Raw genomic sequence first — 22,698 nt, forward strand, 5'->3', positions numbered from 1 at the left:
CGCCGCGACTGGTCTGGGGCCGGGCGCGGCAACGGATCCGCCAGGCACCGCGAACGCAGCGGGGTGTCAGGAATCTCGTTGCCGCTGGGCGTTTTCGGTCACTGTCCCGGTGAAATGGGCGAGGAGGTTCGTGCGCCTGAGCAGCCGGTCGAGTTCCGGGGACCGGTTGTCCAAATGCAGCGCCGCGCCGGCCGAGCGGACCAGCCGGTCGACCATGAGCAGGGCGGCCAGACCTGAAGAGTCGCAAAAGGACAGTCCGCCGCAGTCGAGGCGGACCGTGCGGCAATCCGGTTGCGCGGCCAGCATTTCGCGGGCCGTGCGGACGAGCGCGGGCTGGCTTTCGTAGTCGAGTTCACCGGTCACGGTCAAGCACGCGACCCGCGGGTGCGGCATGCTCCACGTGCAGGCGAGCGGGTGCGGCGGCATCATGCTCGGCTTTCGGGATCGAGGTCGTCGGCCGCGCGGACGAGGGTGGCACAGGCTCGGGGGAAGTCCCGCAGCTCTTCGCCGAGGACGTCCAGCGCGGGCGTCAGATATCCGGCCGGGACGCCGCGGGCGGCGAGGATGTCGGCGGTCCACCGCAGGAACCCGGTGAACAGCTCGGGATCGTCGACGTAGACCGAAGTCCTGAGGTAGTCGACGATGCTCGCCAGGTCCTCGACGGTGTGCTGCAGCTGGAGTTCGCTATAGCCGGCCACAGCGGGGATCCGTTCGCGCAGTCCGGCGAGCGCGGCCTTCACCAGCTGGGGCGAGGTCCGCGAGATCATGGTGTATTCCTGGTCGAGCAGGTGCGGCAGATCGTCCACGGCCTGGTGCGCGCCGCGGGGCGCGCCCGGCAGTTTCCCGGCGAGCAGGTCGGCGGCGGCGCGAGCGTCGGGCGCCCAGGCGTCGGCCCCGAACAGGCGGGCGTAGCGGCCGTCCGTTCCGAACGCGGCACCGCCCGCGATGACCGGGACACCGGCGGCTTGGCACGCGGTGATCGTCGCGTGTGCCGCGGGCAGCCGCGTCGGGATCGAGCCGGACAGGGCGACCGCGTCCGGGCCGGTGCGGTGCACGTCGGCGATCAGGTGCGACGCCGGGACCTGCGCCCCGAGGTAGTCGACCCGGAATCCGCGCGACCGCAGCACTTCGGCCAGCAGCCGGGCGGGCAGCGCGTGCCATTCCCCGTCCACGCAGGCGACGGTCACCCGGGCGAGCGGGGGACGGGACGACGGGCCGGAGGCGAGGCTCACGGCGGCGACCACCCGGTCGTTGATCGCGGTGACGGCATGTTCCTGGGTCACGGTCAGCCGGTTGGCCGCCCACTCCTCGCCGACTCTCCGCTGCACCGCGCCGATCACGTCGAGCAGGACGGTTTCGGTGTCCATCCCGGACTCGAGGGCCTGCAGCGCGATGTCGCCCGCCGCGTATTCGTCGCCGTCGGCGGCCGCGGTCCAGAGCTGGCCGGCGACATCCTCGACGGACAGCGACGCGGCGGCGCGAGGCTTGCTCGAGGCGGTCATGCGGCGGTGTACCTGCCGCGGCCCGAGCCGCCGACCGCCGACAGGTGCTGGCCGCGAGGCGCGGCGATCACGACGACAGCCATGTCGTCGTGATCGCGTCCGCGAGCCCATTCGGCCGCCAGCATGTGGACATGCTCGGCGATCGCCTCCGCGGGCATGTCCGCGCATCGGGCCAGCGCCTCGTGCAGGCGCTCCTCGCCGAACATCTGATCGCCCAGCGGACCCCCGCGCGCCTCGGTGATGCCGTCGGTGTAGAGCAGGCACGTCTCGCCGGGAGCCAGCGTGACTTCGACCGTGGTCGTGTCGATCTCGGGCAGGACGCCGACCACGGTGCCGACCGTCTCCACCACCTCGACCTCCCCGTTCGCACGGACGATCAGCGGCGGCAGATGACCCGCGCACGTCAGCCGCAACCGCAGGCCGGCGGCGAGCGGCGACACCGACGCGAGTGCGAGGGTGACGAACCGGGTGTGGTGGGAACTGAGCAGCGCGTCGTTGAGCATGCTGAGCACGCGATGGTGGTCCGCGGCCAGCGGAAGCAGGGCGTGCAGCGTGTTGCGGACCTTCCCGGTGAGCACCGCGGCCTCGACGCCTTTGCCGCACACATCGCCCAGCACCACGAGCGATTCCCGGCTGTCGCCGGCCGCCGGATAGACGTCGTAGAAGTCGCCGCCGACCCGCTCCGAGTCGAGCGCGGCGCGATACCGTCCCGCGAGCTCCGCGCCCGCGACCTCGGGCAGCGCGGGCGGAAGCAGTTCGCGCATCAGCGTTTCGGTGATCGACGACTGCTGGGCGAACATCCGCGCGGCGGACATCGCCACCCCGGACCGGGCCGCGAACAGCCGGGCGAAGATCTCCTCGTCCTCGGTGAACGCCGCGCGTTCGGCCTTCCGCAGGAGAACCAGCGCCCCGGCCGGGACGCCGTGCCCGGGCAAGGGCGTCACCACGATCGAACCGACGTCGCCGAATCCCGGGGGGATCAGCCACGCCGGCGCGGCCGCCGGGTCGATCCAGCGCGACGGGACCGGCGGAAACCCCTGCAGCGCCTCGGCGAGCCCGGGCACCTCGGACAGTTCGGCGGCCAGCTCGATCTGCTCGGGTTCGCGACCGCGCACGCAGAGCACCGCCGGAACAGGGCGCTGCGGGGCCGGAGTGATCAGGAGCGCGGCGTCGGCGAGGTGCTGCACAGCCAGCTTTCCGGCGACCTGCATGCACCGCTGCAGGTTCAGCGATCCCAGCAACGCGGTCGACGCCTCGGCGAGGAACTGCGCCCGCCGCCGCTCGGTGCGCAAGGCGGTCTCGGCGAGGCGCGCGTCGGTGTTCTCCGTCAGCCACCAGGTGGTGGTGCCGTCATCGTGCGTTACCGGGTGCACCTCGTAGCTGCGATCCCAGCTGTCGTCGGCACCGCGTACGCCTTCGATGACGCCGTTCGGCCAGCCGGTTATCGCTTCAGCGAGCACCACGCCCGGCGCAGCTTGAGGAAACAGCCGTTCGGCCGCGGCATTGAGCGCGACCACCACGCCGTCGGCATCGGTGACCAGTACAGGGCAGGGTGCTGAACTCCACCGCGATACGACATCCGCGGAAAGGTCCGCCCGTTTCAGATCCGCCACGAGCGGTCCTTCACCCCGTTTTCGTCTAGAGGACGGTGCCGTCCGGAGAGCCAAGGCCCCGAATACCCGCCCGTCGGCGTCTCAAACCTCGTTTTCCGGGCAGGGGGCCGGGCGGCTCCGCCGGCTTCGGGTCTCGACCGGCGGAGCCTGGAGCCGGGTCTTCTGCGCGCCGAAGACCAACCCTGGTCACCGGCTACCCGTTCGCCGGGACTTCACGCGGCCCGGCCGGGTTCAGACGTCGAGTTCCTGGTGCCGCTCGGCGACGGTCTGGGCGAGGTCGACGAGTTTGACGTTGAGGTCCTGGGACGTGCGGCGCAGGATGTCGAACGCCGCGTCGGCCGAGATACCGCGGCGGTTCATCAGGATGCCCTTGGCCTGGCCGATCAGGTCCCTGCTGTCGACGGCGCGCTTGAGATGGATCTCCTTGAGCGCGGCCGCGGTGTGCGCGGCCGATCCGGCGAGGGCGAGCGACGCGTGGGAAGCCAGGACGAGCGCGTTGTCGACGGCGTCGTCGTCGAAGGTCCCGGCCCGGCGGCTGTAGAGGTTGATCGCGCCGGGCGGCAGGTCGGATTTGAGATCCGGCAGCAGGGTCACGGCGAGCAGGGAGCCGAACCCGAACTGCCCGGCGCGCCTGCCGAACTCGGGGAACGCCTCCGACTCCGGGAGGTTGTTGGCCAGCGCGTGCCCCGGCCGCCCCTGCAGCGCGGCCTCCAGGCACGGCCCTTCGCCGGTCTGGTACTGGACGCGGTCCAGTTCCTCGGCGGTCGCGTCGGTGCAGACCGGGGTGTGGAACCCGCCGTCGGCCGAGCGCAGGGTGATGCTGGCCAGGTCGGCCTCCGGGACGATCCGCAGCGCGGCGGACACCACGCGCTCCATCGCTTCGTGCAGGGAGCCCGCGCCGAGCAGGAGCACCGCGAGCGCGCTGAACCGTTGCGCCAGCGGCCCTTCGGCGGCGACCCCGGACCGGGCCCAGCCCTCGACGACCGGTTCCGCGCAGAACGCGATCCGGTCGGTCTCCCAGTCTTCGGCGTCTCTTGTGCCGACCTCAGTCACCGCGGCCTCCTCTTTCCCCGCCCAGCAGCACCGCCGAACTTTACCCGGCCCGCGGGAGCGGACCGGCGGAGCGGCGCTTCGTCACGCCGAGGAGGGAGGCCGTGCCCGGCGAGGCGCACGACGCGGCGGCGGCCGGAACCGAAGTCCCGGCCGCCGCTGCGTCCGCGAGGTCAGTCTTTCACGCCCTTGACGGCGTCTTTGACCTTTTCTCCCGCCTGCTTGAGGGCGCCCTTGGCCTGGTCTGCTTTCCCCTCGGCCTGCCACTGTTCGTTCCCGGCGGCCTTGCCGAGCGCTTCCTTGGCCTTTCCCTTGAGCTCTTCGGCCTTGTTTCCGGCGGTGTCGCTCATCTCGATTTCCTCTTTCTTCTCAAGGTTTCGGGAAAAAGCGTTCCCGGTGCTGCGATAAGCGCGGGATACCCGCCTCGGGCGCGGGTCAAACCGGTTGTCCCGACGAGCGATCGGCCTTCGTCGCGGCGATGTACTGACTGGCCTGCGGCAGAAAGGACAGGATGACGCCGACCAGTGCGAAGACAGCGCTGACGGAGCCGATCACCGTGGCCCGGCCCGCCAGCAGGGAGACGACCTGGAGTGCGGTGAGCACCGTGAGCACGATCCTCGCCCAGTTGCGGCCGACGCGGAGTTTGAACGCGAACAGCAAGTGCAGCAAGGCGAACGCGATCGCGAGCACCGCTGCGACGACGACGCCGATCGTCACCGCCTGGTCGATCTGGGCGTCGGTGAGGCGCGCCGCGTTCTGCCCGTTCGTTCTTCGCATCGCGTCCGCCAGCGCGTCGCGCGAGAAGAACAGGAACACGGCTCCGGCGAGGCCGACGAGGGTCGCGGCCACATACGCCCAGAAGGCGCCGGTGATCGCGGCCGGGCGCGGCCGAGCTCCGGCTGGAGCAGCGGAAGGGGACGGATAAGCGGGGACATCAGTCATGGGGAAAAAGGTGGCACAGCTCGCGGAATCCTGCGCGGCAAAGAACGATAAAGCGGACCGGAAAACCCTGCGGAAGGCACGGTTAACCTCATTTCCTGCGGTTCTTGTTTGCCGCCGCAGTCCGGCGGGTACCCGTTATTCTCGGACAAGGGGAACCGGCAGCGTGCATTCGAGCCGGGGGAGCGGCTGCGCCTTCGCGGGCGGGGCGACGCAGGGCGAGGAGGAGGTCAAGCGTGAGTGTCGACGAGGCTCAGCACAGCCGTTTGCCCGCGGGAGCGGCGCTTCTTCGCTTGGCGTTGGACCAGGATTTCGCGATGCTGCGCCGGATCCGGGACCGGGCCGCGGCGTTCGTGCGCCGTCATCTCCCGCACGCGGGCGCGGACGCCGTGGCCGACGTGCGCCTGGTGCTCGACGAGATGGCCTGCAACGCGCTGCGGCACGCCCGCCCGCCGTGCGAGCTGACTCTGTCGTTGCGGGGAGACCGGCTCCGCATCGAGGTTTCCGACTCGCTCGCGGACCTCGCCCGGTACCGCGAAGGCTACGAAGGCGGGGGACGCGGGCTGGCCTTGATCGACGCCATCGCCGACCGCTGGGGCCAGACGCCGCTGCCCTGGGGCAAGACTGTGTGGGCCGAGCTGGCGCTCTGCTCCGATTCCGGCCGGAGGGATTCGCCGGAGCCGGCGTGAAGCACGGCGCGCGCCGGACGGGATTTCCGGCCGGATAGCGGCGCTCTGACTGTCCACAGTGGAGACCCGGGCTCGGCCGATCGACGCGGGGGCCGCGGACCTCGTCATCGGCCGTCGTCCGCCCGGTTCGGCCCGGTTGGACCGTTACGCCGGGCTAGGGTCGGGTAGCGGAAGCACGACGGAAACATTCCGGTAACACCGCGCGGTTAGCTTGATCGGCCGGACGAGGCGACAAGGAGTGTCCGACCGTGGTCGATACCGGAAGCACGGCGTGGTTGCTGGTCAGCGCGGCACTGGTCATGCTGATGACACCGGGTCTCGCGCTGTTCTACGGCGGGATGGTGCGCGCCCGGAGCGTGCTGAACGTGATGGCGATGACGTTCGTCTGCCTCGCCACCGTCGGGCTGGTCTGGGTGGCCTACGGGTATTCGCTCGCGTTCGGCCCCGACTTGTTCGGCGGGCTGCTCGGCACCCTGCGGCTGGCCGGGCTGCACGGGCTCGCCGACCAGACCGTCACGCTCGGCGGGACCACTGTGCCGCTGTTCGCGTTCGTCGCCTTCCAGATGATGTTCGCGGTCATCACGGTGGCGCTGCTGGCCGGCGCGATCGCCGAGCGGGCCAGGTTCTGGACCTGGACGGTGTTCTCCGTCGTGTGGGTCACCGTGGTGTACCTGCCGGTGGCGCACTGGGTCTTCGCGCCCGACGGGTGGATCGCGGCCAAGCTGCACGTGCTGGACTTCGCGGGCGGCACCGTCGTCGAGGTGAACTCCGGGGCGGCCGCGCTGGCGCTCGCGATCGTGCTCGGCCGCAGGCACGGCTGGCCGAAGCAGGCCGTCCGGCCGCACAACCTGCCGTTCGTGATGTTCGGCGCCGGGCTGCTGTGGTTCGGCTGGTTCGGGTTCAACGCCGGTTCCGCGCTGGCCGCGAAAAACCTCGCGGCCACCTCGTTCCTGAACACCACCGTCGCCGGAGCGGCCGCGGTGCTGGGCTGGCTGCTCGTCGAGCAGTTCCGCGACGGGAAGCCGACCACGCTCGGCGCCGCGTCCGGCGCGGTGGCCGGGCTGGTGGGGATCACTCCCGGATGCGCTTACGTCGAACCGGCCGGCGCGATCGCGATCGGCGTCGCGGCGGGCGTCGTGTGCTCGTTCGCGGTGGGCCTGAAATACCGGTTCGGCTTCGACGACTCGCTCGACGTGGTCGCGGTGCACGGGCTCGGCGGGTTCGTGGGGACGTTGCTGATCGGCCTGTTCGCGACGGTGAGCGTGGCTCCCCAGGGCGCGAACGGCCTGTTCTACGGCGGCGGATTCGACCAGCTGTGGCGCCAGACGGTCGGAACGCTGGCGGTACTAGGGTATTCGCTGGCGATGACCTTCCTGATCGGCTGGGTCATGCACAAGTTCATGGGATTCCGGATCGACCGCGAGGCCGAGATCGACGGCGTCGACGAGGCCGAGCACGCCGAAGGCGCGTACGAGCTGGCAGTCCAGTCCGGACGCCGGGGGAGCGCGCCCGCCGGTGTGCTCGGATCGCACCGGCCCGCGCGCGAGGAGAACCGATGAAGCTGCTGACCGCCGTCGTCAAACCGTTCGTGCTGGACGACGTCCGGATCGCGCTGCAGGAACTCGGCGTCGCCGGGATGACCGTCAGCGAGGTCCGCGGATACGGCAGGCAGAAGGGCCACACCGAGATCTACCGGGGCGCGGAGTACGCGGTCGATTTCATCACCAAGTACCGCCTGGAGATCCTCCTCGACGACGACCAGGTCGACGCCGCGCTGCGGACGGTGCAGGACACCGCGCACACCGGCAAGATCGGCGACGGCAAGATCTGGGTCACGCCGGTGGAGACCGTCGTCCGCGTCCGCACCGGAGAGCGCGGCCGCGACGCGCTGTAGGCCCGGCCGCCCGCACCTTTCGGTCCGTGAGGGGAACCCTGAGGGAATCAGAGTCCCTCAGGGTTCCCCTCACGGACGACGTCAGGAGCGAGCGAGGTACTCCGCCGCGGCGCGCAGGCTCACGTAGGAGCCGCTGAAGGTGTCGAGCCGCGGTCCGGTGCCGGTTTCCGGCCCGGGAACCCCGGTTTCGACCCGGATGTAGTCCACAGTGGACAGTCCGGTCAGGAATTCCCGCACCGCCGGGTGCCGGTGCGCCTCCCGGGTCACCACGACAACGCTGTCGACAGACGACGCCTCCGCCAGGACCGTCGAGACGTCGTCGGGGGAGACCGAGAGCGTCCGAGTGCCCGGCACCAGCTCCGCCAGGTGAGCCCCCAGGCCCCACGGCATCGGACCGGCGGCGATACCCGGTTCGGTCTGCACGTCCACGACGAGCGCGGGGCCGGTGAGCCGAGGCGTGCCGGTGACCCGCAAGGCGGCCCGCGCCGCGGACAGGCCGAGCGAGTAGTCCACCGGCTGCACCGTCGCCGGAGCCGGGGCGGTGCCGAGCGAAGCCGTCCGGACAGCGGCGTCAGCCAGCCGCTCCAAGGAAAGCCGTCCGCTGGCCACCGCCGCGACGATCGCGTCCGCGGTCCGGTCCAGCGTCTCGGCCTCGAACGGGGCCCCGCCGAGGCAAAGCGCGTCAGCGCCGCCCAGGAGAGCCCGGACCGAAGCCTCGCCGATCCCGTCGTGCCGCCCGTACGCCCCGGAGATGGCGCCCATCTCCAACGCGTCCGTGATGACCGTTCCGGTGAACCCCAGTTCGCCGCGCAGCACGTCGACCAGCGCGGTCCGGTTGAACGTCGCCGGTTCGTCGCCCCATTCCCGGACCACGAGGTGTCCGGACATGACCGTCCGGACACCCGCCTCGATGGCCGCGGCGAACGGGACCAGCTCGACATCCCGTAGTTCGGCCGCGGTCCGCGGCAGCACCGGCAGCGAGAGGTGCGAATCCTCGGTCGCCGCGCCGTGCCCGGGGAAGTGCTTCGCGCACGCGGCGACGCCGTACTTCTGCATGCCGGTCACGAACGCCGCGACGTGCGGCGAAGCCGCCACCGGATCCGAGCCGAACGCCCGCACGCCGATGCCCGGGTCCTCCGCGGCGAGCGTGAGGTCCGCGCACGGCGCGAGGTTGACCGTGACCCCGCACGCCGCCAGCCGCTCGCCGAGAGCCGCCGCGACGGACGCGGTCAGCTCCGGATCCCCGGCCGCGCCCAGCGCGAGCGGGCCGGGCACGAACGAGCCCCTGCCGACGTCGAGGCGGGTGACGTCGCCGCCTTCCTCGTCGATCCCGACGACCACGTCGTCCCGCTCGGATCGCAGCGCGGACGTGAGCGCGGCGACCTGCTCGTCGTCGACCACGTTGCGGCCGAACAGGATCACCCCGCCGAGACCCTCGGCGAGCCGGCGGCGCACCCAGTCCGGCGCCGTCGTGCCGGCGAATCCGGGCAGCAGCACGGCTTCGGCCAGTCTGCGCGGGTCGGACACCCCGGACACCTCGGACAGGTCAGCCACCGTCATCCCTTCACCGCGCCGGCGGTCATGCCGGACACGAGTTTCCGTTGCACGATCAGGAAGAAGATCACCGCGGGGATCGCGTAGATCACCGACGCGGCCATGACGCCGCCCCAGTCGATCGAGAACGCCGTCTTGAACGACGACAGCCACACCGGCAGCGTCTGCTTCGACTGGTCCCGCATGAACACCAGCGCGAACAGGAATTCGTTCCACGCCGTGATGAAGCTGAACACCGACGTGGTCACCAGGCCCGGCCCGAGCAGCGGCAGCGTGACCCGGCGGAACGCGCCGACCCGGCTGCAGCCGTCGATCATCGCGGCCTCTTCGAGGTCGTACGGGATGCCGTTGACGAACCCGTAGAGCATCCACACGGTGAACGGCAGCGACGTCGCGAAGTACACCAGCAGCAGCGACGGCAGCGTGTTCAGCAGCCCGATGTCGCGCATCAGCAGGTACATCGGGATGAACAGCGCCGAGAGCGGGGCCAGCTGCGCCACCAGGATCAGCAGCAGGAACCCCTTGCGGCCGCGGAAGCGGAAGCGCGCGAGCGGGATCGCCGCGAGCACGCCCACCACCAGCGCGGCCAGCACCGCGCCGAGCGTCACGATCAGGCTGTTGGTCAGGTACGTGACGAACCCGGGCTTGGTCAGCGCCGACGCGAAGTTCGACAGCGTCGCCGAGGTCGGGATCAGGTCGTACCTCGGCGACAGCACGTCGCCCGGCGTCTTCAGCGACGTCGTGAACATCCAGTACGTCGGGAAGAGGAACAGCAGCGCCACGAGCACGCCGGCGATCGACACCAGCACCCGGGCGGGCAGGGACTTCCTCATGCGATCTCCCCGTCCTTCGTCCGGACCAGCAGCTGCACGTACCGGCCGGTGACCAGCAGGAGCAGCACCAGCATGATGGTGGCGATGGCCGCGGCGGAGCCGAAGTGGCTGCCCGCGATGCCCTTGAGGTACTGCATGATCGCCAGCGTCGTGCTCGCGCCGTCCGGGCCGCCCTGGCGGATGGCCCACACCTGGGCGAACATGTTGAAGTCCCACAGCATCGACAGGAACGTCACCATCGTCAGGATCGGCCGGATCGCCGGCCAGCTGACCGCGCGGAACGTCTGCCACGGCCCGGCTCCGTCGATGCCCGCCGCCTCGTACTGCTCGCGCGGCACGCCGATGAGGCCCGCGTAGAGCGTGAACGCGACGAACGGGACGGCCTGCCACAGCACCAGCAGCCCGATCACCACGAGCGTGCTCGTGCCGGTGGAGAACCACGAATACCCGATGAACGAATGGAAGCCCAGCCGGTCCAGCGTCTTGTTGAGGATGCCGTACTGCTGGTCGAAGATCCACTGGAACACCGTGGTGGTGGCGATGACCGGCACCGCCCACGCGAGCACCAGCGAGACCTGCACGAAGATCCGCAGCACCGGGTTGAGGTGGCGCATCAGCACCGCGATCAGCAGTGCCACGAGCAGGGTTCCGGCGACGAGCGCGCCGGTGAAGAGGACCGTGCGGAGCGCGACTGCCCAGAACTCGGGGTCGGACAGCACGTCGGTGTAGTTCTTGAAGCCGATCCACACCATCTTGCCGGTCACCAGCTCGCGCAGGTCGAGCTGGCGGAGGCTGATGCCGAGCATCTGAACGGTGGGCCAGCCGAGCAGCACCAGCACGGCGGCGAGCGCGGGGAGGATCAGCAGGTACGGCATGAGCCGCTCGCTGAACCAGCCGCTGCCCCGCTTCCGCGCCGCCCCGACGTGCGCCGGTGCCGGCGGGGTCGCCCCCGCCGGCACCGGAGTGTCCTTCGTCGCGGTCATCCGCCGATGATCTTGTCGAGGGCAGTGTTCGCGTCGGCCGCGGCCTGGTCGAGAGTCTTCTTCCCGGTCAGGTAAGCGGTCAGCATGTCCTTCAGCGGGTTCTGGCCGGATTCGACCTCGCCCCACTTCGGGCTGGTCGGCATCGCGTGGCCGTTCTTCGACGCCTTCGCCATCACCGAGCCCAGCGGGTCCTTGTCGAGCGCGCTGAGGTCGGTCGAGGTGCCCGGCACGTAGCCGCCGGCGGCGAGCTGCGTCATGTACTTGGTGCTGGTCAGCAGCTTCAGGTAGTCCTTGGCGAGGTCCTGGTGCTTGCTGTTGAGCGGGACGAGCAGGTTCGAGCCGCCGAGGAACACCGGCGCGCCCTGGCCGGGAGTCTTCGACGGGATCGGGAACGCGCCGGTCTTCGCGGTGATGCCCGGGTCGGTCTTGGCCGCGGTCGCCACCTCGTTCGGGGTGCCGATGAACATGGCGACCTTGCCCGCGGCGTAGATGCCGGCCTGCTGCGGGGTGGCCTCGTCGTTGTCCTTCGGCGCGGTGGTGCCGGAGGTGTCCACGAGCTTCTTGTAGAACTCGAGGCCCGCCTTGGCTTCCGGGGTGTTGAGCGACGACTTGAAGGATTTGCCCTCGCCCTTGGCGATGTCGCCGCCGTTGTCCCAGATGAACGACGACAGCGCGTACCAGTTCTGGCCCGGCATGTAGAGCGGCTGGAACTGCGGGTCGCTGCCGAACTTCGTCTTCAGCTTCGCGATGTCGGCGAGCCATTCGTCGTTCGACGCGGGCGGCTGGGTGATGCCGGCCTGCTCGAACATGTCCTTGCGGTACATCACGACGCGGTTCGCGGCGTAGAACGGCACGCCGACGGTTTTGCCGTCGTACTGGCCGGACGCCTTGAGCCCGGCGAGCCACTGCCCGCCGTTGAGGTTGTTGACGTCGCCGGAGAGGTCGGCCAGCACGCCCTGCGCGGCGAACGCGGGGGTCTGGGTGTTGCCGACCTCGATGACGTCCGGCGGCGTGTCGCTCGCCAGCGCGGTGGTCAGCTTCTGCTGGATGCCGTTCCACTGCTGGATCTGGTAGTCGACCTTGACGCCGGGGTGGGCGGCCTCGAATTCCTTGTTCAGGGCGGCGGTCAGGCTGTCCGGCGCGGAGCCGGTCATCAGCCAGACCGTCAGCTTGCCGTCCTGCGCGCCCCCAGCGCTCGAGGCGTTCTCACTCCCGCCGGAGCCGGCACACCCGGCCGTGGCGAGCGTGATGGCGGCGGCTCCCGCCGCCAGCTTGAGCCAGCGCTTCACGTGTCTCGTCCTTTCGGTGCCCGGTCGTCGGCGACCGGGGCTGAATGACAAATGGTGTAGACCAATGTCCTGCAGGGTGGTCCGGACCACAGCCGGTGTCAAGCCGGTTGCCAAGATGTTGCGAAGACGTCTGCCTGGTTGACGCTGTGTGGCCGGACGATTACCGGCGTTCGGGCGGAAAGCGCTGGTAGCGGCCGGTTTCCGCAGTGCGGGCAAGGGTTTCCGGCGCGGGGGAGTTGTTCGTGAACGGCTCGCCGGGCCGGGCGTGTCGCGCGGCCCGGGCGAGTCCCCGGCGGGTCCGGACGACCGACCTTCGGCCCTTGCGCGATGACAAACCGCGGTGTCCGCCGTTCGGCTCCCCGGCGTTGCTCCGCCCCGGCCGAGGCGGCCTGATTACCCACTGCGACGAGTGCCGGGCCCGCTGCCGACAGTGACCCGGGGTGGGTGAGTTTCATCCCGCCCCGCACCGGCCGTACCCCCGGTGACCTCGGAAAACCTCTTGTGTACCACGCGTCACATCACTCCCAGTGGTTTACAGGCGTCCCGCGTGTCACACACACTGGGGCTCGCCCAGGTGATCCGGTGCCGCTCTTGGGGAAGAGAGGCGGACGGCCGGAGCGCTCCCAGGGCGGGAAAAGAAGAGGGAGTAGAGGATGACGGGCTCCGGGCGGATAGCGGCTCGGGCGGGTGCGGTCGTCGCGGCGGCAGCGGTAGCTGCGGTCGGAGCGTTGGGGCTGCTGCACGCGCCCCAGGCGGTGGCGGCATCTGCCGAGGTGCCGGGCATGGACGTGTCCGGGCACCAGGGCAATGTGGACTGGAAGGGCGCCTGGAACGCGGGCGCGCGCTTCGCGTATGTCAAGGCGACCGAGGGAACCGGGTACCTGAACCCGTACTTCGCGCAGCAGTACAACGGTTCTTACGACGTCGGGATGATCCGCGGCGCGTACCACTTCGCGCGTCCGGACGTGTCCGACGGCGCGACGCAGGCGGACTACTTCGTCGCGCACGGCGGCGGCTGGTCCGCGGACGGCCGCACCATGCCGCCGATGCTGGACATCGAATACAACCCGTACGGCTCGACCTGCTTCGGCCTGTCGCAGTCGGCGATGGTGTCGTGGGTGCGGTCGTTCTCCGAGCGGCTGCACGCGAAAACGTCGCGCTGGCCGATGCTCTACACCACCACCGACTGGTGGAAGACCTGCACCGGCAACTCGAACGCGTTCGGCGACACGCATCCGCTGTTCATCGCCCGGTACGCGCAGAGCGCGGGCCCGCTGCCCTCGGGCTGGCGGTACTACACGGTGTGGCAGTACTCGGACTCCGGCAACAAGCCCGGCGACCAGGACTCGTTCAACGGTTCGATGGAGCAGTTGATCAAGTTCGCCGGCGGCGACGCTCCGAAGAGCGAGGCTCCGGCGCCGCCGAAGCCGACCACTTCGACGAAGCCGCCGACGCCGACCACGAGCGCGCCGCCGAACTCCTCGGCGACCAAGACGCCGACCAAGACCCCGACCAAGACACCGACGAGTTCGCCCACCACGTCGCCGACGACGAGTACGAAGGCGAGCCCGACGACGTCGAGCAGCCCGGCGTCCTCGACCTCTTCCGCCACTAAGCCGCCGGCATCGACTTCTTCGACCACGCCGAAGAAGGACATCAGCGGTCTCGTCTGGGCGGGCGGCAAGCAGGCGAACCCGCCGGGATCGCTGTCGGACGCCAAGCACGCCGACTCGCTCACCGCCCGCGTCCACGAGGTCGCGAAGGTGACGCCGAAGGCCTCGGCCCCGCAGAAGGTCACGACCAGCCAGCCGACGCAGACCTCCGCGCCGGAAGCTTCGCAGCCGAAGCAGCAGGCTTTGGCGAAGACCGGGGTGAGCACTCCTCGGCTCGCGGTGTTCGGTGCGGCGCTGCTGGTGTTCGGGGCGATCCTGATGACGCTGTCCCGGATGGTCGCCCGGCGCTGATTCCGGCCGGGTCCGCGACTCCGCGCACGGAGCGCGGGCCCGGCCGTTAGGCTCCTGCCGTGACCACCACTCGACCCGAATTGCGCGGTTTCCCCGGCGCGGTGCTCGTCATCCGCTTCCTGACCGAGCTGGCGCTGCTCGCCGGTCTCGCGGTCGCCGGCGCGCGGCTCGGCGGGAACGTGTTCCTCGACATCCTGGCGGCGGTGCTGTGGCCGGCGCTGGCGGCGGTGATCTGGGGGCTCGTGATCGCGCCGCGGGCCAAGCGGCGCAGCCCGGAGCCGACGCGGTTCTTCCTGGAGTTCGGGCTGTTCGCGGTCGCGGCGCTCGGGTTGATCGCGTCCGGGCTGCTGGTCGCGGGGATTGTGCTCGGCGTTGTCGGGATCGCCGTCGCGGTGGCCGTGCGGGTGTGGGCGAAGGACGGCTGAGCCGGGACCGGTCCCCGCGGTCGCTCCGTACGGTGCGCGCATGGATTTTCGTATCGCTGCTCGGACATTGCTCGCCCCGGTCGCGCTGCTCGCCGCGTTGACGGCGTGCTCGGGCAGCCCCGCCCCGGCTCCCGCGCCCGAACCGGTGCCGCCGTCTTCGTCCGCCGCGCCCGCGAAGGAATCGGTGCCGGACCGCCAGCCGCACACGCTCGTGCTGAACGCGACCGGTTCCGGTTCGCTGAAACAGGTCACCTACACCTTGGACGGCGCCGCCAAGGAAACCGGGCCGGTGAAGATGCCGTGGCGGCAGTCGCTCACCGTGCCCGCGGACGGGAAACCGCACCAGTGGACGCTGGAGATCACCTATTCCGGCGCGAGCGGCCACGTGGAGATGTATTCGGTGGTCGACGGCAAGGAGTCCGCGCACACCGCGAGCGGCGGGTCCGGGAACGTCACCGGGTCGGCCTCGGTTGGCGGTTCGGTGCAGGGCTGAGCGCTCAGGACGGGCCGGAGTCGTGGGTCCACCAGTCCATCATCGCGAACGGTTCGGTGCCGCGATGGGCGATCGCGAGGATCCTCGACTGGTCGTCTGTCCACTTGAGATAACGCTCGCCGCTCGGCGTGAGCGTCGCGCAGGCCAGCCGTCCGGTGCGGCCGTCGCGAGAGTAGGGGCGGTCGGCGGTGAAGTCGGCCGGCTGGTCGGTGCACGCCTTTTCGGTGGTCTCGGTGCTGTTGAAGACCTGATTCATCGTGGCGGCGTCCGGAAGCTGGTAGTAGACGACGAGGCCGGCGCCGCTGGTCTGTCCACAGGCGACAGCGGCATCGGCCTGCACAGCGCCGAGGTCCTTCCAGCGCTGATCCGCGGACGGGCGCACGCAGTTGATCCGCGACGCTGGCGGGATCCGTTGCAACAGCGCGTTTTCGGCCGGGGTCGGGAACGCAGGGGAGGACTCGCGGTTGACCTGCGCGACGATCTGGTTCAGCGGCGCGAGATGCCACTCCGACCACCATCCGCCGGTGGTCGTCGCGTCGGCGCCGGTGACATGGCCGACGAGGCGGAAGGAATCGAGGCTCCAGTCGAGCGCGACGGTGCCTTCGCGGCCGGGACGGCAGAGCACCTGCCCGAGGTCGACACTCAGCCAGTCGAAGCGGGTGGTGCTCAGGGATGCCCCTGGACAAGGTTTCCCGCTCGGTGCCTTCGCGGCGGCGACGAGACTGTCGAAGTCGTTGCGCAGGGTCCGGGTGTCGGCGAAGCGGTAGTAGGAGACATCGCGCGCGCCGGTTCCGCGTGGCGTGCAGGCGATTCCGGCGATGGCTCCGGGGTAGGCGCCGAGATCCGCCGGTGGTGCGCGGTGGCACTTGTTTCCGGCGGCGATCTTCGTGAGGGCTTCTTCGTCCGGGGTCGGGAAAGCCGATGCGCCGGTCCAACCGGCCCAGGCGGCCCGCAAAGCCGCGTCGTCGTTCGCCGAGGTCCGGACGGTGGTGACCGCGCGCGCGGCGTCGTCCTTCCAGACCACAATGGACTCTCCGGCGCCGGATAGGCAGAAGACCCGGCCGAGAGCGGGCCCGGTTGCCGGGTAACGGTGTTCTGCCTCAGCCGCGACGGAGCAGTCTCCTTGTCCGGCAGACACTCCGGCACGGGACAAGGCGGCCGAGTAGGCGTCCGCGGCCTGTTTCGGATCTGCGTAAAGCGAGGTGGTGGCTGCGCGCCCGGACGGATCGCGGCAGGTGACAGTCGCGGTCGCGCCGTCGACGGTCGAGTCCGCGGCCGCGCAATCGGCGCGCAGGGCGGCGGGCAGCCGGGCGAGCGTGGCGTCGTCGAGCCCGGACAGGCCGCCGGTGGTCAGCTGGGCGACAAGCAGTCCCACGGCGGCGACCGGGATTCCGGCGCGCACCCACCGCTGCCGGTGTCCGGTGGCGACCAGGTTCTCGACCAGCGCGGTGCACGTCGGATGCCGGGCCGCCGGATCGGGGCGGAGCGACCGGCGGAGGGCGCTGGCGCCGGGGCGCCGGAGGCGGGTGTGGTGGGTCGGGGGAGCACCGGTGAGGCATTCGCGGAGCACACAGGCGAGCGAGTAGACGTCGGCGGCCGACGTGGCCGGTTTGCCCTGGCGTTGTTCGGGAGCGGCGTAGCCGACGGTGCCGAGGAACGCGCCGGTCTGGGTCAGCTGGGTGAGGTCGAGCTGGCGGGCGATGCCGAAGTCGCAGAGGTACGGGCGGCCCTGGGCGTCGAGGAGGATGTTGCCGGGTTTGACGTCCCGGTGCACGAGCCGCCGTTCGTGGGCGGCGTCGAGCGCGGCGGCGATCCCGCGTCCGATCGCGACGGTCTCCTTGAACGACAGCCGGCCCCGCTCGGAGAGCACCCGCGCGAGATTGGCGCCGCGGATGTACTCCATCGCGAGGTAGCCCAGGCGCCCGTCGTCGGTGAACCCGGCGTCGAGCACCGGAACGATGTTCGGGTGCTCGAGTTCGAGCGCGATGCGCGTTTCGCGCTCGAAGCGGGTGCGGGATTCGCGCGCCGCCAGGAACTCCGGGCCGACGACCTTGAGCGCCACCGTCCGCTCGTCCGCGGTGTCGACCGCTTCGAAGACCTCGCTCATCCAGGTGTGCGCGAGCTGGCGGACGAGCCGGTACCGGGGCAGCCGGCCGGTGATGTCCGGCCGGTCGAGCGTCGGTGCTTCGGTCTCGTCCACTCGCCTCTCCCCAGGTGTGCCGGAAAGCCTACCGAGGGCGCCCGCCGGTCCTGCTTGCGCACGCCGCGCCGGTGGATGAGACTCCGGCTATGCCGAGCCCGTTCAGCGCCGAAACGGCGGAAGCGATCCAGCACGCCCGCCAGCATTCCGTCGGGGATCTCGTGCGGCGCACCGCGTTGCGCCTCCCGGACAAGCTCGCGATCGTCTCCGGCGAGCGACGGGCGACCTACCGCGAGTTCGACGCGGCGGTCAACCGCTGCGCGCACCGGCTCGCCGAACGCGGTCTCGCGAAGGGCGACCGGCTCGCGCTGCTCAGCCGCAACTGCTGGGAGTACGCGGTGCTCGTGTTCGCCACGGCCAAGCTGGGCGTGGTGCTGGTGCCGGTGAACTTCATGCTCGGCGCGGAGGAAGTCGCGTTCATCCTCGGCCACGCCGGAGTGTCCGGGCTGATCGCCGAGGACGCGCTGCTCGACACCGCGGCGGAGGCGTTGAAGCGCTCGGGCCGCACCGATGTCCTGCGCGGGCGGATCGGCGGCACGGGCGATTGGGAGAGCGTCGCGGACTGGATCGACGAGCCCGGCGACGAAACCGCTCCGGCGGTGCTCGTCGCGGACGACGATCCGCTGCGGCTGATGTACACCTCCGGCACCGAATCGCGGCCGAAGGGCGTGCTGCTGTCGAGCCGGTCACTCATCGCGCAGTATGTCTCATGTGCGCTTGACGGCAGCATGACCAGCGACGACATCGAGGTGCATTCCCTGCCGCTCTACCACTGCGCGCAGCTGGACTGCTTCCTGTCGGTCGACGTCTACCTCGGCGCGACGAGCGTGATCCTGCCCGGCCCGGACCCGGCGGCGCTGCTGGCCGCGGTGGAACGCGAACGCGCCACGAAGCTGTTCGCGCCGCCGACGGTGTGGATCTCGCTGCTGCGGCACCCAGCGTTCGACACGACGGACCTGTCGAGCCTGCGGAAGGGCTACTACGGCGCGTCGCCGATGCCCGCCGAGGTGCTGCGCGAGCTCTCGCGCCGGCTGCCGGACGTGCAGCTGTGGAACTTCTACGGCCAGACCGAAATGGCCCCGCTGGCCACGATCCTGCGTCCGCACGAACAGCTCGCGAAGGCGGGTTCGGCGGGCCGGGCGTCGATCAACGTCGAGACCCGGATCGTCGACGAGGACGGCCGCGAGCTGCCGCCTGGAGAGGTCGGCGAGATCGTGCACCGCAGCCCGCACGCGACGCTCGGCTACTACGAGGACGAGGAGAAAACCGCCGCGGCCTTCGAAGGCGGCTGGTTCCATTCGGGCGACCTCGGCGTGCTCGACGACGAGGGCTACCTGTCCGTGGTGGACCGGAAGAAGGACATGATCAAGACCGGCGGCGAGAACGTCGCGAGCCGCGAGGTCGAGGAAGCGCTGTACCTGCTCGACGGGATCGCCGAGGTCGCCGTGTTCGGGGTGTCGCATCCACATTGGATCGAGGCGGTTACCGCGGCGATCGTGCCGCGCGAAGGCGTCATGCTCACCGAGGCCGAGGTTCTCGCGCACGCCCGCGAACACCTGGCGAGCTACAAGTGCCCGAAGTACGTGGTGTTCGTGGACGCGCTGCCGAAGAACCCGAGCGGGAAGATCGTCAAGCGAGCGCTGCGCGAGGGGCACGCCGGGCTCGCGCAGGGCTGACTCCCGGAGGCGAAAATAAGCTGTGCGCCGGGCGATCGACAGCGAGACTGGGCCGATGATCCGTCTCGTCGAGCCGCCCCGCCTTGTCCTGCCCACGGTTGAGGTGCGCACGTCGTACCTCGTCGGCGAGCAGGTGGATTGCCTGTACGAAGGCCGTCCGACCGACTGGCTGGACGCGGCGAGCGTTGACTTCGCCGGGTTCGTCGCCGCGCGGCGCGAGGTGCAGCCGCGCTGGGGAGTGCCCTCCACGCTCTTCTGGTACGTCTCCGGCGAGTACTACCTGGGCACTCTGGTCGTGCGGCACGAACTCACCGCCGACCTCGCCGAGGCAGGCGGCCACATCGGGTACCACGTGGTTTCCCCGTGGCGCGGACAAGGCCACGCGACGCGGATGCTGACGGCCGGGCTCGTGGAGTGCCGCCGGCTCGGGCTCGACCGCGTGCTGCTGACCTGCGAGACGGACAACGAGCGTTCGCGCCGGGCGATCCTGTCCAACGGCGGGGTCCCGGACGGCCGAAGGCGCGGCGAGGACCGGTTTTGGATCGCTCTCGACGCGGACGCCGTCGCGTAGCCTTCGCGCCCAGCTTGGGCGTCCCCACACCCAGAGAAGTCCGTGAGGGGAACCTTCACGGAATCAGAGTCCGTCAGGGTTCCCCTCACGAACCCGAAGATCAGGCGAGCGTGGCCCCGTAGGCGGCGAGCACCGGCGGCAACGGCTGGAAGAAGCTGACCTGGTTGTTCCCGCCGGACAGCACCCCGTAGCCCACCCCGGCGTAGAACAACGGGCCGCCGCTGTCGCCTGCCCCGACCGGGATGTCGGTGGCGATCGTCCCCACCACCTGCTTGCCGTCGCCGAAGTTCACGGTCTGGTTGAGGCCCAAGACCTTTCCGCACGTCTTCTTCGTGGTCATGCCGCTCCGGCACACCAGCTGTCCCACCGCCGGCGTGCCCGCGCGCAGGATCCGCTGGGTGCTGCCGTCGTAAAGATCGACCCGGCTGTGCCCGGAGCCGGACGGGTTCTCGACGCGGCCGTAGTCGGTCACCGGGAAGTGGCTGTCCACGTTGCGGCCGATGTCTTTCCAATCGAGCCCGTGCTCGGTGCAGTGCCCCGCGGTGAGGAGGTACCGGACGTCCTTGACGAGGATCGCGAACCCGGCGGAGCAGTAGTAAGGCTCGCGCCCGGGCCCCGGCGAGACGGTGTACATCGCGTCGCCGCCGTTCACCGCCGCGGTGACCGCCGAGGCGGGAGGGCTGATCAGCAAGGCGGCCGAAGCCGCGGCAATCAGCACTCCGGTCAGCTTGCGGCGCGAGCAGCGAAACATCGGCAGGTCCTTCCGTCCACAGGAGACTGGCTACGTGCGGCCAGTCCAGCGCCGGGCGGACGGCGGCACAAACCGAGTCAGCCTGCTGCCCCGGGACTGCCTCCGAACGGGTGACAACAACACTGGCCGGACGCCTGTCCGCACGGCACACTGACCCGGGCCGCGCGACCGCCGGTGACCTGCGCGAACAGCACGAACTCCCGGGGGAGGTGTGACGTCGGCGATGTCTCACGATCCGGGACGGGCGCCGCCGTCGTGGTGAATTTCCTTCGCGTTCTTTACTGTCACGTCGTCAAGTAACGCTGATCTGCATAGGGAACCGTTGTCCGACATCCTGTCCCCGGGCGGCGCTGGGGTCCCGGCGGCCGCTCCGGCCTCCCGGAACCTGTGGCGCGCGCTGCGGCACGACCGCTGGGCGCAAGCCAGCGCGGTCGTCATCGTGCTGGTGATCGTCACCGCTCTCGCGGCTCCCCTGCTCGCCCTGATCGAGGGCCAGGATCCGTACACCTACCACACCGAACTGCTCAATCCGGCCGACGGCACCGGCGCGGGATTCCTCGGCGGGATCAGCGGAAGCCACTGGTTCGGCGTCGAACCGCTGACCGGGCGGGACCTCTTCGCGGTCGTCGCGTACGGCGCGCGCACGTCGTTCCTGATCGGGCTCGCCGCGACCGCGGTGTCGATGCTGCTGGGCGTGCTGCTCGGGGCGAGCGCCGGGTACGTCGGCGGCTGGTGGGACACCGTGGTGAGCCGGGTGACCGACGTGCTCCTCGGATTCCCGCAGCTGATCTTCATGATCGCGCTCGGCGCGGTCGCCCCGCAGTCCATCCCGCGGCCGCTGCTGCTGATCGCGGTGATCGGCCTGTTCGGCTGGCCGCGCGTGGCCCGGGTGGTCCGCGCGCAGACGCTGAGCCTGCGCAACCGCGACTTCGTCAAGGCGGCCCGCGCACTCGGCGCGGGCGGCGCGCACGTGTTCCGCCGCGAGCTGCTGCCGAACCTGTGGGCGCCGATCATCGTGCTGGCGACGGTGAGCATCCCGGCCAACATCGGCCTGGAAGCCGCGCTGTCGTTCCTCGGCGTCGGCATCCCGCCGCCGACGCCGAGCTGGGGCCGTTCCATCAGCGACGCGATCAACTGGGTGCAGACCGATCCGATGTTCCTCATTTTCCCCGGCGCCGCGCTGTTCGTCGCGACGCTGGCGTTCAACATGCTCGGCGACGGGCTGCGCGACGCGCTCGACCCGAAGACGGCGGTGCGCCGGTGAACCGCACTCTGCGTTTCGTGGGCATCCGCCTGCTGGGCATGGTCGGCGTGCTGCTCGTGGTCAGCTTCGGCACCTTCGCGGTGTTCTACCTGCTGCCCACCGACCCGGCGTTCATGTCCTGCGGCAAGCCGTGCACGCCGGAGAACCTGGCGCTGGCGCGGGAGTTCATGGGCTTCGACAAGCCGTGGATCCAGCAGTACTTCGACTTCCTCGGCGGCATCTTCACCGGCCGCACGTTCGGCACCGGCGTGACGGCGATCGTCTGCTCCGCGCCCTGCTTCGGGTATTCCTTCCAGCAGAGCGAACCGGTGCTGGCGCTGATCGGCGACCGGTTGCCGATCACGGTTTCGCTGGCCATCGGCGCGTCGGTGATCTGGCTGATCGCCGGCGTCGCGACCGGCGTGTTCTCCGCGCTGCGCCGCGGCAAGTTCGCCGACCGGGCCGCGATGACGGTGACGCTCGCCGGGGTGTCCGCGCCCGCGTACCTGGTGGGGCTGCTGGGAATTCTGCTCTTCGGCTTCACCCTCGACGTGGTGCCGGTGAGCGGCTACGTGACGTTCGCGCAAAGCCCGGTCGACTGGGCGTGGCACCTCGTGCTGCCGTGGCTGGTGCTGGCGTTCATCAACGCCGCGGTGTACGCCCGGCTCTCGCGCGGCCAGATGCTCGAAATCATGGGCGAGGACTTCATCCGCACCGCGCGGGCGGTCGGCCTGCCGGAGCGGACCGTCGTCGGGAAATACGCGCTGCGCAACGTGTTGCTGCCGGTGGTGACGGTGTTCGCGGTCGACCTCGGCGCGCTGCTCGGCGGCGCGGTGATCACCGAGCGGGTGTTCGCGCTGCCGGGTCTCGGCGGGCTGCTCGTCGACGCCGTGCACCAGGTGGACCTACCGGTGCTGATGGGCGTCAGCCTGTTCGCCGCCTTCTTCGTCGTTCTCGCGAACTTCGCGGTGGACGTGCTCTACGGGGTCCTCGACCCCCGTGCTCGGCTCGGTTCTTGAGAAAGGGAAC

22 protein-coding genes are annotated in these 22,698 nt (G+C 70.4%); 10 read left to right on the forward strand and 12 right to left on the reverse strand.

Annotated elements, in window-relative coordinates; genetic code table 11:
- Positions 1–66 precede the first annotated feature (66 nt).
- The 6 genes from ACFXI3_RS32385 to ACFXI3_RS32410 all read right to left on the reverse strand — a co-directional run bounded on the left by ACFXI3_RS32385 (position 67) and on the right by ACFXI3_RS32410 (position 5,107).
- Complete coding sequence (locus ACFXI3_RS32385) at positions 67–429, reverse strand: STAS domain-containing protein (protein WP_378404687.1); 363 nt, start codon at positions 427–429, stop codon at positions 67–69.
- Complete coding sequence (locus tag ACFXI3_RS32390) at positions 426–1,502, reverse strand: B12-binding domain-containing protein (protein WP_378404689.1); 1,077 nt, start codon at positions 1,500–1,502, stop codon at positions 426–428. Before ACFXI3_RS32390 ends, ACFXI3_RS32385 begins: the two co-directional genes overlap by 4 nt.
- A complete protein-coding gene (locus tag ACFXI3_RS32395; RefSeq protein WP_378404691.1) occupies positions 1,499–3,115 on the reverse strand; it encodes a SpoIIE family protein phosphatase in 1,617 nt (538 codons plus the stop codon). Before ACFXI3_RS32395 ends, ACFXI3_RS32390 begins: the two co-directional genes overlap by 4 nt.
- A gap of 231 nt (positions 3,116–3,346) precedes the next feature.
- On the reverse strand, positions 3,347–4,168 hold the full coding sequence (locus tag ACFXI3_RS32400) for a GAF and ANTAR domain-containing protein (RefSeq protein WP_378404693.1): 822 nt from the start codon (positions 4,166–4,168) through the stop codon (positions 3,347–3,349).
- A 170-nt stretch (positions 4,169–4,338) separates the two neighbouring features.
- On the reverse strand, positions 4,339–4,515 hold the full coding sequence (locus ACFXI3_RS32405; RefSeq protein ID WP_378404695.1) for a CsbD family protein: 177 nt from the start codon (positions 4,513–4,515) through the stop codon (positions 4,339–4,341).
- Positions 4,516–4,600: 85 nt separating this feature from the next.
- Positions 4,601–5,107: a hypothetical protein gene (locus ACFXI3_RS32410; protein ID WP_378404697.1), complete on the reverse strand. Its 507-nt coding sequence runs from the start codon at positions 5,105–5,107 to the stop codon at positions 4,601–4,603.
- A 233-nt stretch (positions 5,108–5,340) separates the two neighbouring features.
- Between ACFXI3_RS32410 and ACFXI3_RS32415 the strand changes: the two genes are divergently transcribed.
- The 3 genes from ACFXI3_RS32415 (at position 5,341) to ACFXI3_RS32425 (ending at position 7,687) form a co-directional block, all read left to right on the forward strand.
- Positions 5,341–5,793 carry an ATP-binding protein gene (locus ACFXI3_RS32415; RefSeq protein ID WP_378404699.1) on the forward strand — a complete coding sequence of 151 codons (453 nt, stop codon included), beginning with the start codon at positions 5,341–5,343 and terminating at the stop codon, positions 5,791–5,793.
- A 248-nt stretch (positions 5,794–6,041) separates the two neighbouring features.
- Positions 6,042–7,352, forward strand: coding sequence for an ammonium transporter (locus ACFXI3_RS32420; protein ID WP_378404701.1), 1,311 nt, complete (start codon positions 6,042–6,044; stop codon positions 7,350–7,352).
- Positions 7,349–7,687 carry a P-II family nitrogen regulator gene (locus ACFXI3_RS32425; RefSeq protein ID WP_344275778.1) on the forward strand — a complete coding sequence of 113 codons (339 nt, stop codon included), beginning with the start codon at positions 7,349–7,351 and terminating at the stop codon, positions 7,685–7,687. The genes ACFXI3_RS32420 and ACFXI3_RS32425 overlap by 4 nt, the downstream gene beginning before the upstream one ends.
- A gap of 81 nt (positions 7,688–7,768) precedes the next feature.
- On the opposite strand, the gene ACFXI3_RS32430 is transcribed toward ACFXI3_RS32425, so the two are convergent.
- From ACFXI3_RS32430 to ACFXI3_RS32445, 4 genes are read right to left on the reverse strand one after another with little or no spacing between them, the layout of a single operon-like run.
- Positions 7,769–9,247: a glycoside hydrolase family 3 protein gene (locus ACFXI3_RS32430; protein ID WP_378404703.1), complete on the reverse strand. Its 1,479-nt coding sequence runs from the start codon at positions 9,245–9,247 to the stop codon at positions 7,769–7,771.
- Positions 9,244–10,074: a carbohydrate ABC transporter permease gene (locus ACFXI3_RS32435; protein ID WP_378404705.1), complete on the reverse strand. Its 831-nt coding sequence runs from the start codon at positions 10,072–10,074 to the stop codon at positions 9,244–9,246. The genes ACFXI3_RS32430 and ACFXI3_RS32435 overlap by 4 nt, the downstream gene beginning before the upstream one ends.
- Positions 10,071–11,057 (reverse strand): sugar ABC transporter permease, encoded by a 987-nt coding sequence (locus ACFXI3_RS32440; protein ID WP_344275770.1) that lies wholly within the window; start codon positions 11,055–11,057, stop codon positions 10,071–10,073. The genes ACFXI3_RS32435 and ACFXI3_RS32440 overlap by 4 nt, the downstream gene beginning before the upstream one ends.
- Positions 11,054–12,346, reverse strand: coding sequence for a sugar ABC transporter substrate-binding protein (locus ACFXI3_RS32445; protein WP_378404707.1), 1,293 nt, complete (start codon positions 12,344–12,346; stop codon positions 11,054–11,056). Before ACFXI3_RS32445 ends, ACFXI3_RS32440 begins: the two co-directional genes overlap by 4 nt.
- 653 nt (positions 12,347–12,999) lie before the next feature.
- On the opposite strand from ACFXI3_RS32445, the gene ACFXI3_RS32450 reads away from it, so the two are divergent.
- The 3 genes from ACFXI3_RS32450 to ACFXI3_RS32460 are packed head-to-tail and all read left to right on the forward strand — an operon-like array spanning position 13,000 to position 15,228.
- On the forward strand, positions 13,000–14,310 hold the full coding sequence (locus ACFXI3_RS32450; protein ID WP_378404709.1) for a lysozyme: 1,311 nt from the start codon (positions 13,000–13,002) through the stop codon (positions 14,308–14,310).
- Between the two features lie 59 nt (positions 14,311–14,369).
- Positions 14,370–14,735, forward strand: a complete 366-nt coding sequence (locus ACFXI3_RS32455; RefSeq protein WP_354734820.1) for a YrdB family protein — start codon at positions 14,370–14,372, stop codon at positions 14,733–14,735.
- Positions 14,736–14,775: 40 nt separating this feature from the next.
- Positions 14,776–15,228, forward strand: coding sequence for a hypothetical protein (locus ACFXI3_RS32460; protein WP_378404711.1), 453 nt, complete (start codon positions 14,776–14,778; stop codon positions 15,226–15,228).
- 4 nt (positions 15,229–15,232) lie between these two features.
- Here ACFXI3_RS32460 and ACFXI3_RS32465 read toward each other — a convergent pair whose 3' ends face one another.
- Positions 15,233–17,428, reverse strand: coding sequence for a protein kinase (locus ACFXI3_RS32465; RefSeq protein WP_378404713.1), 2,196 nt, complete (start codon positions 17,426–17,428; stop codon positions 15,233–15,235).
- 89 nt (positions 17,429–17,517) lie between these two features.
- Here ACFXI3_RS32465 and ACFXI3_RS32470 point away from each other — a divergent pair, with 89 nt between their 5' ends.
- Together ACFXI3_RS32470 and ACFXI3_RS32475 are read left to right on the forward strand one after the other, a co-directional pair.
- Positions 17,518–19,104 (forward strand): acyl-CoA synthetase, encoded by a 1,587-nt coding sequence (locus tag ACFXI3_RS32470; RefSeq protein ID WP_378404715.1) that lies wholly within the window; start codon positions 17,518–17,520, stop codon positions 19,102–19,104.
- Between the two features lie 55 nt (positions 19,105–19,159).
- Complete coding sequence (locus ACFXI3_RS32475; protein WP_378404717.1) at positions 19,160–19,675, forward strand: GNAT family N-acetyltransferase; 516 nt, start codon at positions 19,160–19,162, stop codon at positions 19,673–19,675.
- 100 nt (positions 19,676–19,775) lie between these two features.
- Here ACFXI3_RS32475 and ACFXI3_RS32480 read toward each other — a convergent pair whose 3' ends face one another.
- Positions 19,776–20,426: a S1 family peptidase gene (locus tag ACFXI3_RS32480; protein WP_378404719.1), complete on the reverse strand. Its 651-nt coding sequence runs from the start codon at positions 20,424–20,426 to the stop codon at positions 19,776–19,778.
- A gap of 322 nt (positions 20,427–20,748) precedes the next feature.
- Here ACFXI3_RS32480 and ACFXI3_RS32485 point away from each other — a divergent pair, with 322 nt between their 5' ends.
- Both ACFXI3_RS32485 and ACFXI3_RS32490 read left to right on the forward strand, forming a co-directional pair.
- Positions 20,749–21,690, forward strand: a complete 942-nt coding sequence (locus ACFXI3_RS32485; protein WP_378404721.1) for an ABC transporter permease — start codon at positions 20,749–20,751, stop codon at positions 21,688–21,690.
- A complete protein-coding gene (locus ACFXI3_RS32490) occupies positions 21,687–22,688 on the forward strand; it encodes an ABC transporter permease (protein WP_378404723.1) in 1,002 nt (333 codons plus the stop codon). Before ACFXI3_RS32485 ends, ACFXI3_RS32490 begins: the two co-directional genes overlap by 4 nt.
- The last annotated feature ends 10 nt before the right edge of the window (positions 22,689–22,698 follow it).

Origin of the sequence: Amycolatopsis sp. NPDC059235, assembly GCF_042754125.1 — a bacterium.
Taxonomy (GTDB): domain Bacteria; phylum Actinomycetota; class Actinomycetes; order Mycobacteriales; family Pseudonocardiaceae; genus Amycolatopsis; species Amycolatopsis albidoflava.

Coding starts and splice junctions, on each gene's coding strand:
- ACFXI3_RS32385 (WP_378404687.1), bottom strand. CDS start 429: ATGATGCCGCCGCACCCGCTCGCCTGCACGTGGAGCATGCCGCACCCG.
- ACFXI3_RS32390 (WP_378404689.1), bottom strand. CDS start 1,502: ATGACCGCCTCGAGCAAGCCTCGCGCCGCCGCGTCGCTGTCCGTCGAG.
- ACFXI3_RS32405 (WP_378404695.1), bottom strand. CDS start 4,515: ATGAGCGACACCGCCGGAAACAAGGCCGAAGAGCTCAAGGGAAAGGCC.
- ACFXI3_RS32410 (WP_378404697.1), bottom strand. CDS start 5,107: ATGACTGATGTCCCCGCTTATCCGTCCCCTTCCGCTGCTCCAGCCGGA.
- ACFXI3_RS32425 (WP_344275778.1), top strand. CDS start 7,349: ATGAAGCTGCTGACCGCCGTCGTCAAACCGTTCGTGCTGGACGACGTC.
- ACFXI3_RS32430 (WP_378404703.1), bottom strand. CDS start 9,247: ATGACGGTGGCTGACCTGTCCGAGGTGTCCGGGGTGTCCGACCCGCGC.
- ACFXI3_RS32435 (WP_378404705.1), bottom strand. CDS start 10,074: ATGAGGAAGTCCCTGCCCGCCCGGGTGCTGGTGTCGATCGCCGGCGTG.
- ACFXI3_RS32440 (WP_344275770.1), bottom strand. CDS start 11,057: ATGACCGCGACGAAGGACACTCCGGTGCCGGCGGGGGCGACCCCGCCG.
- ACFXI3_RS32450 (WP_378404709.1), top strand. CDS start 13,000: ATGACGGGCTCCGGGCGGATAGCGGCTCGGGCGGGTGCGGTCGTCGCG.
- ACFXI3_RS32460 (WP_378404711.1), top strand. CDS start 14,776: ATGGATTTTCGTATCGCTGCTCGGACATTGCTCGCCCCGGTCGCGCTG.
- ACFXI3_RS32470 (WP_378404715.1), top strand. CDS start 17,518: ATGCCGAGCCCGTTCAGCGCCGAAACGGCGGAAGCGATCCAGCACGCC.
- ACFXI3_RS32475 (WP_378404717.1), top strand. CDS start 19,160: ATGATCCGTCTCGTCGAGCCGCCCCGCCTTGTCCTGCCCACGGTTGAG.
- ACFXI3_RS32480 (WP_378404719.1), bottom strand. CDS start 20,426: ATGTTTCGCTGCTCGCGCCGCAAGCTGACCGGAGTGCTGATTGCCGCG.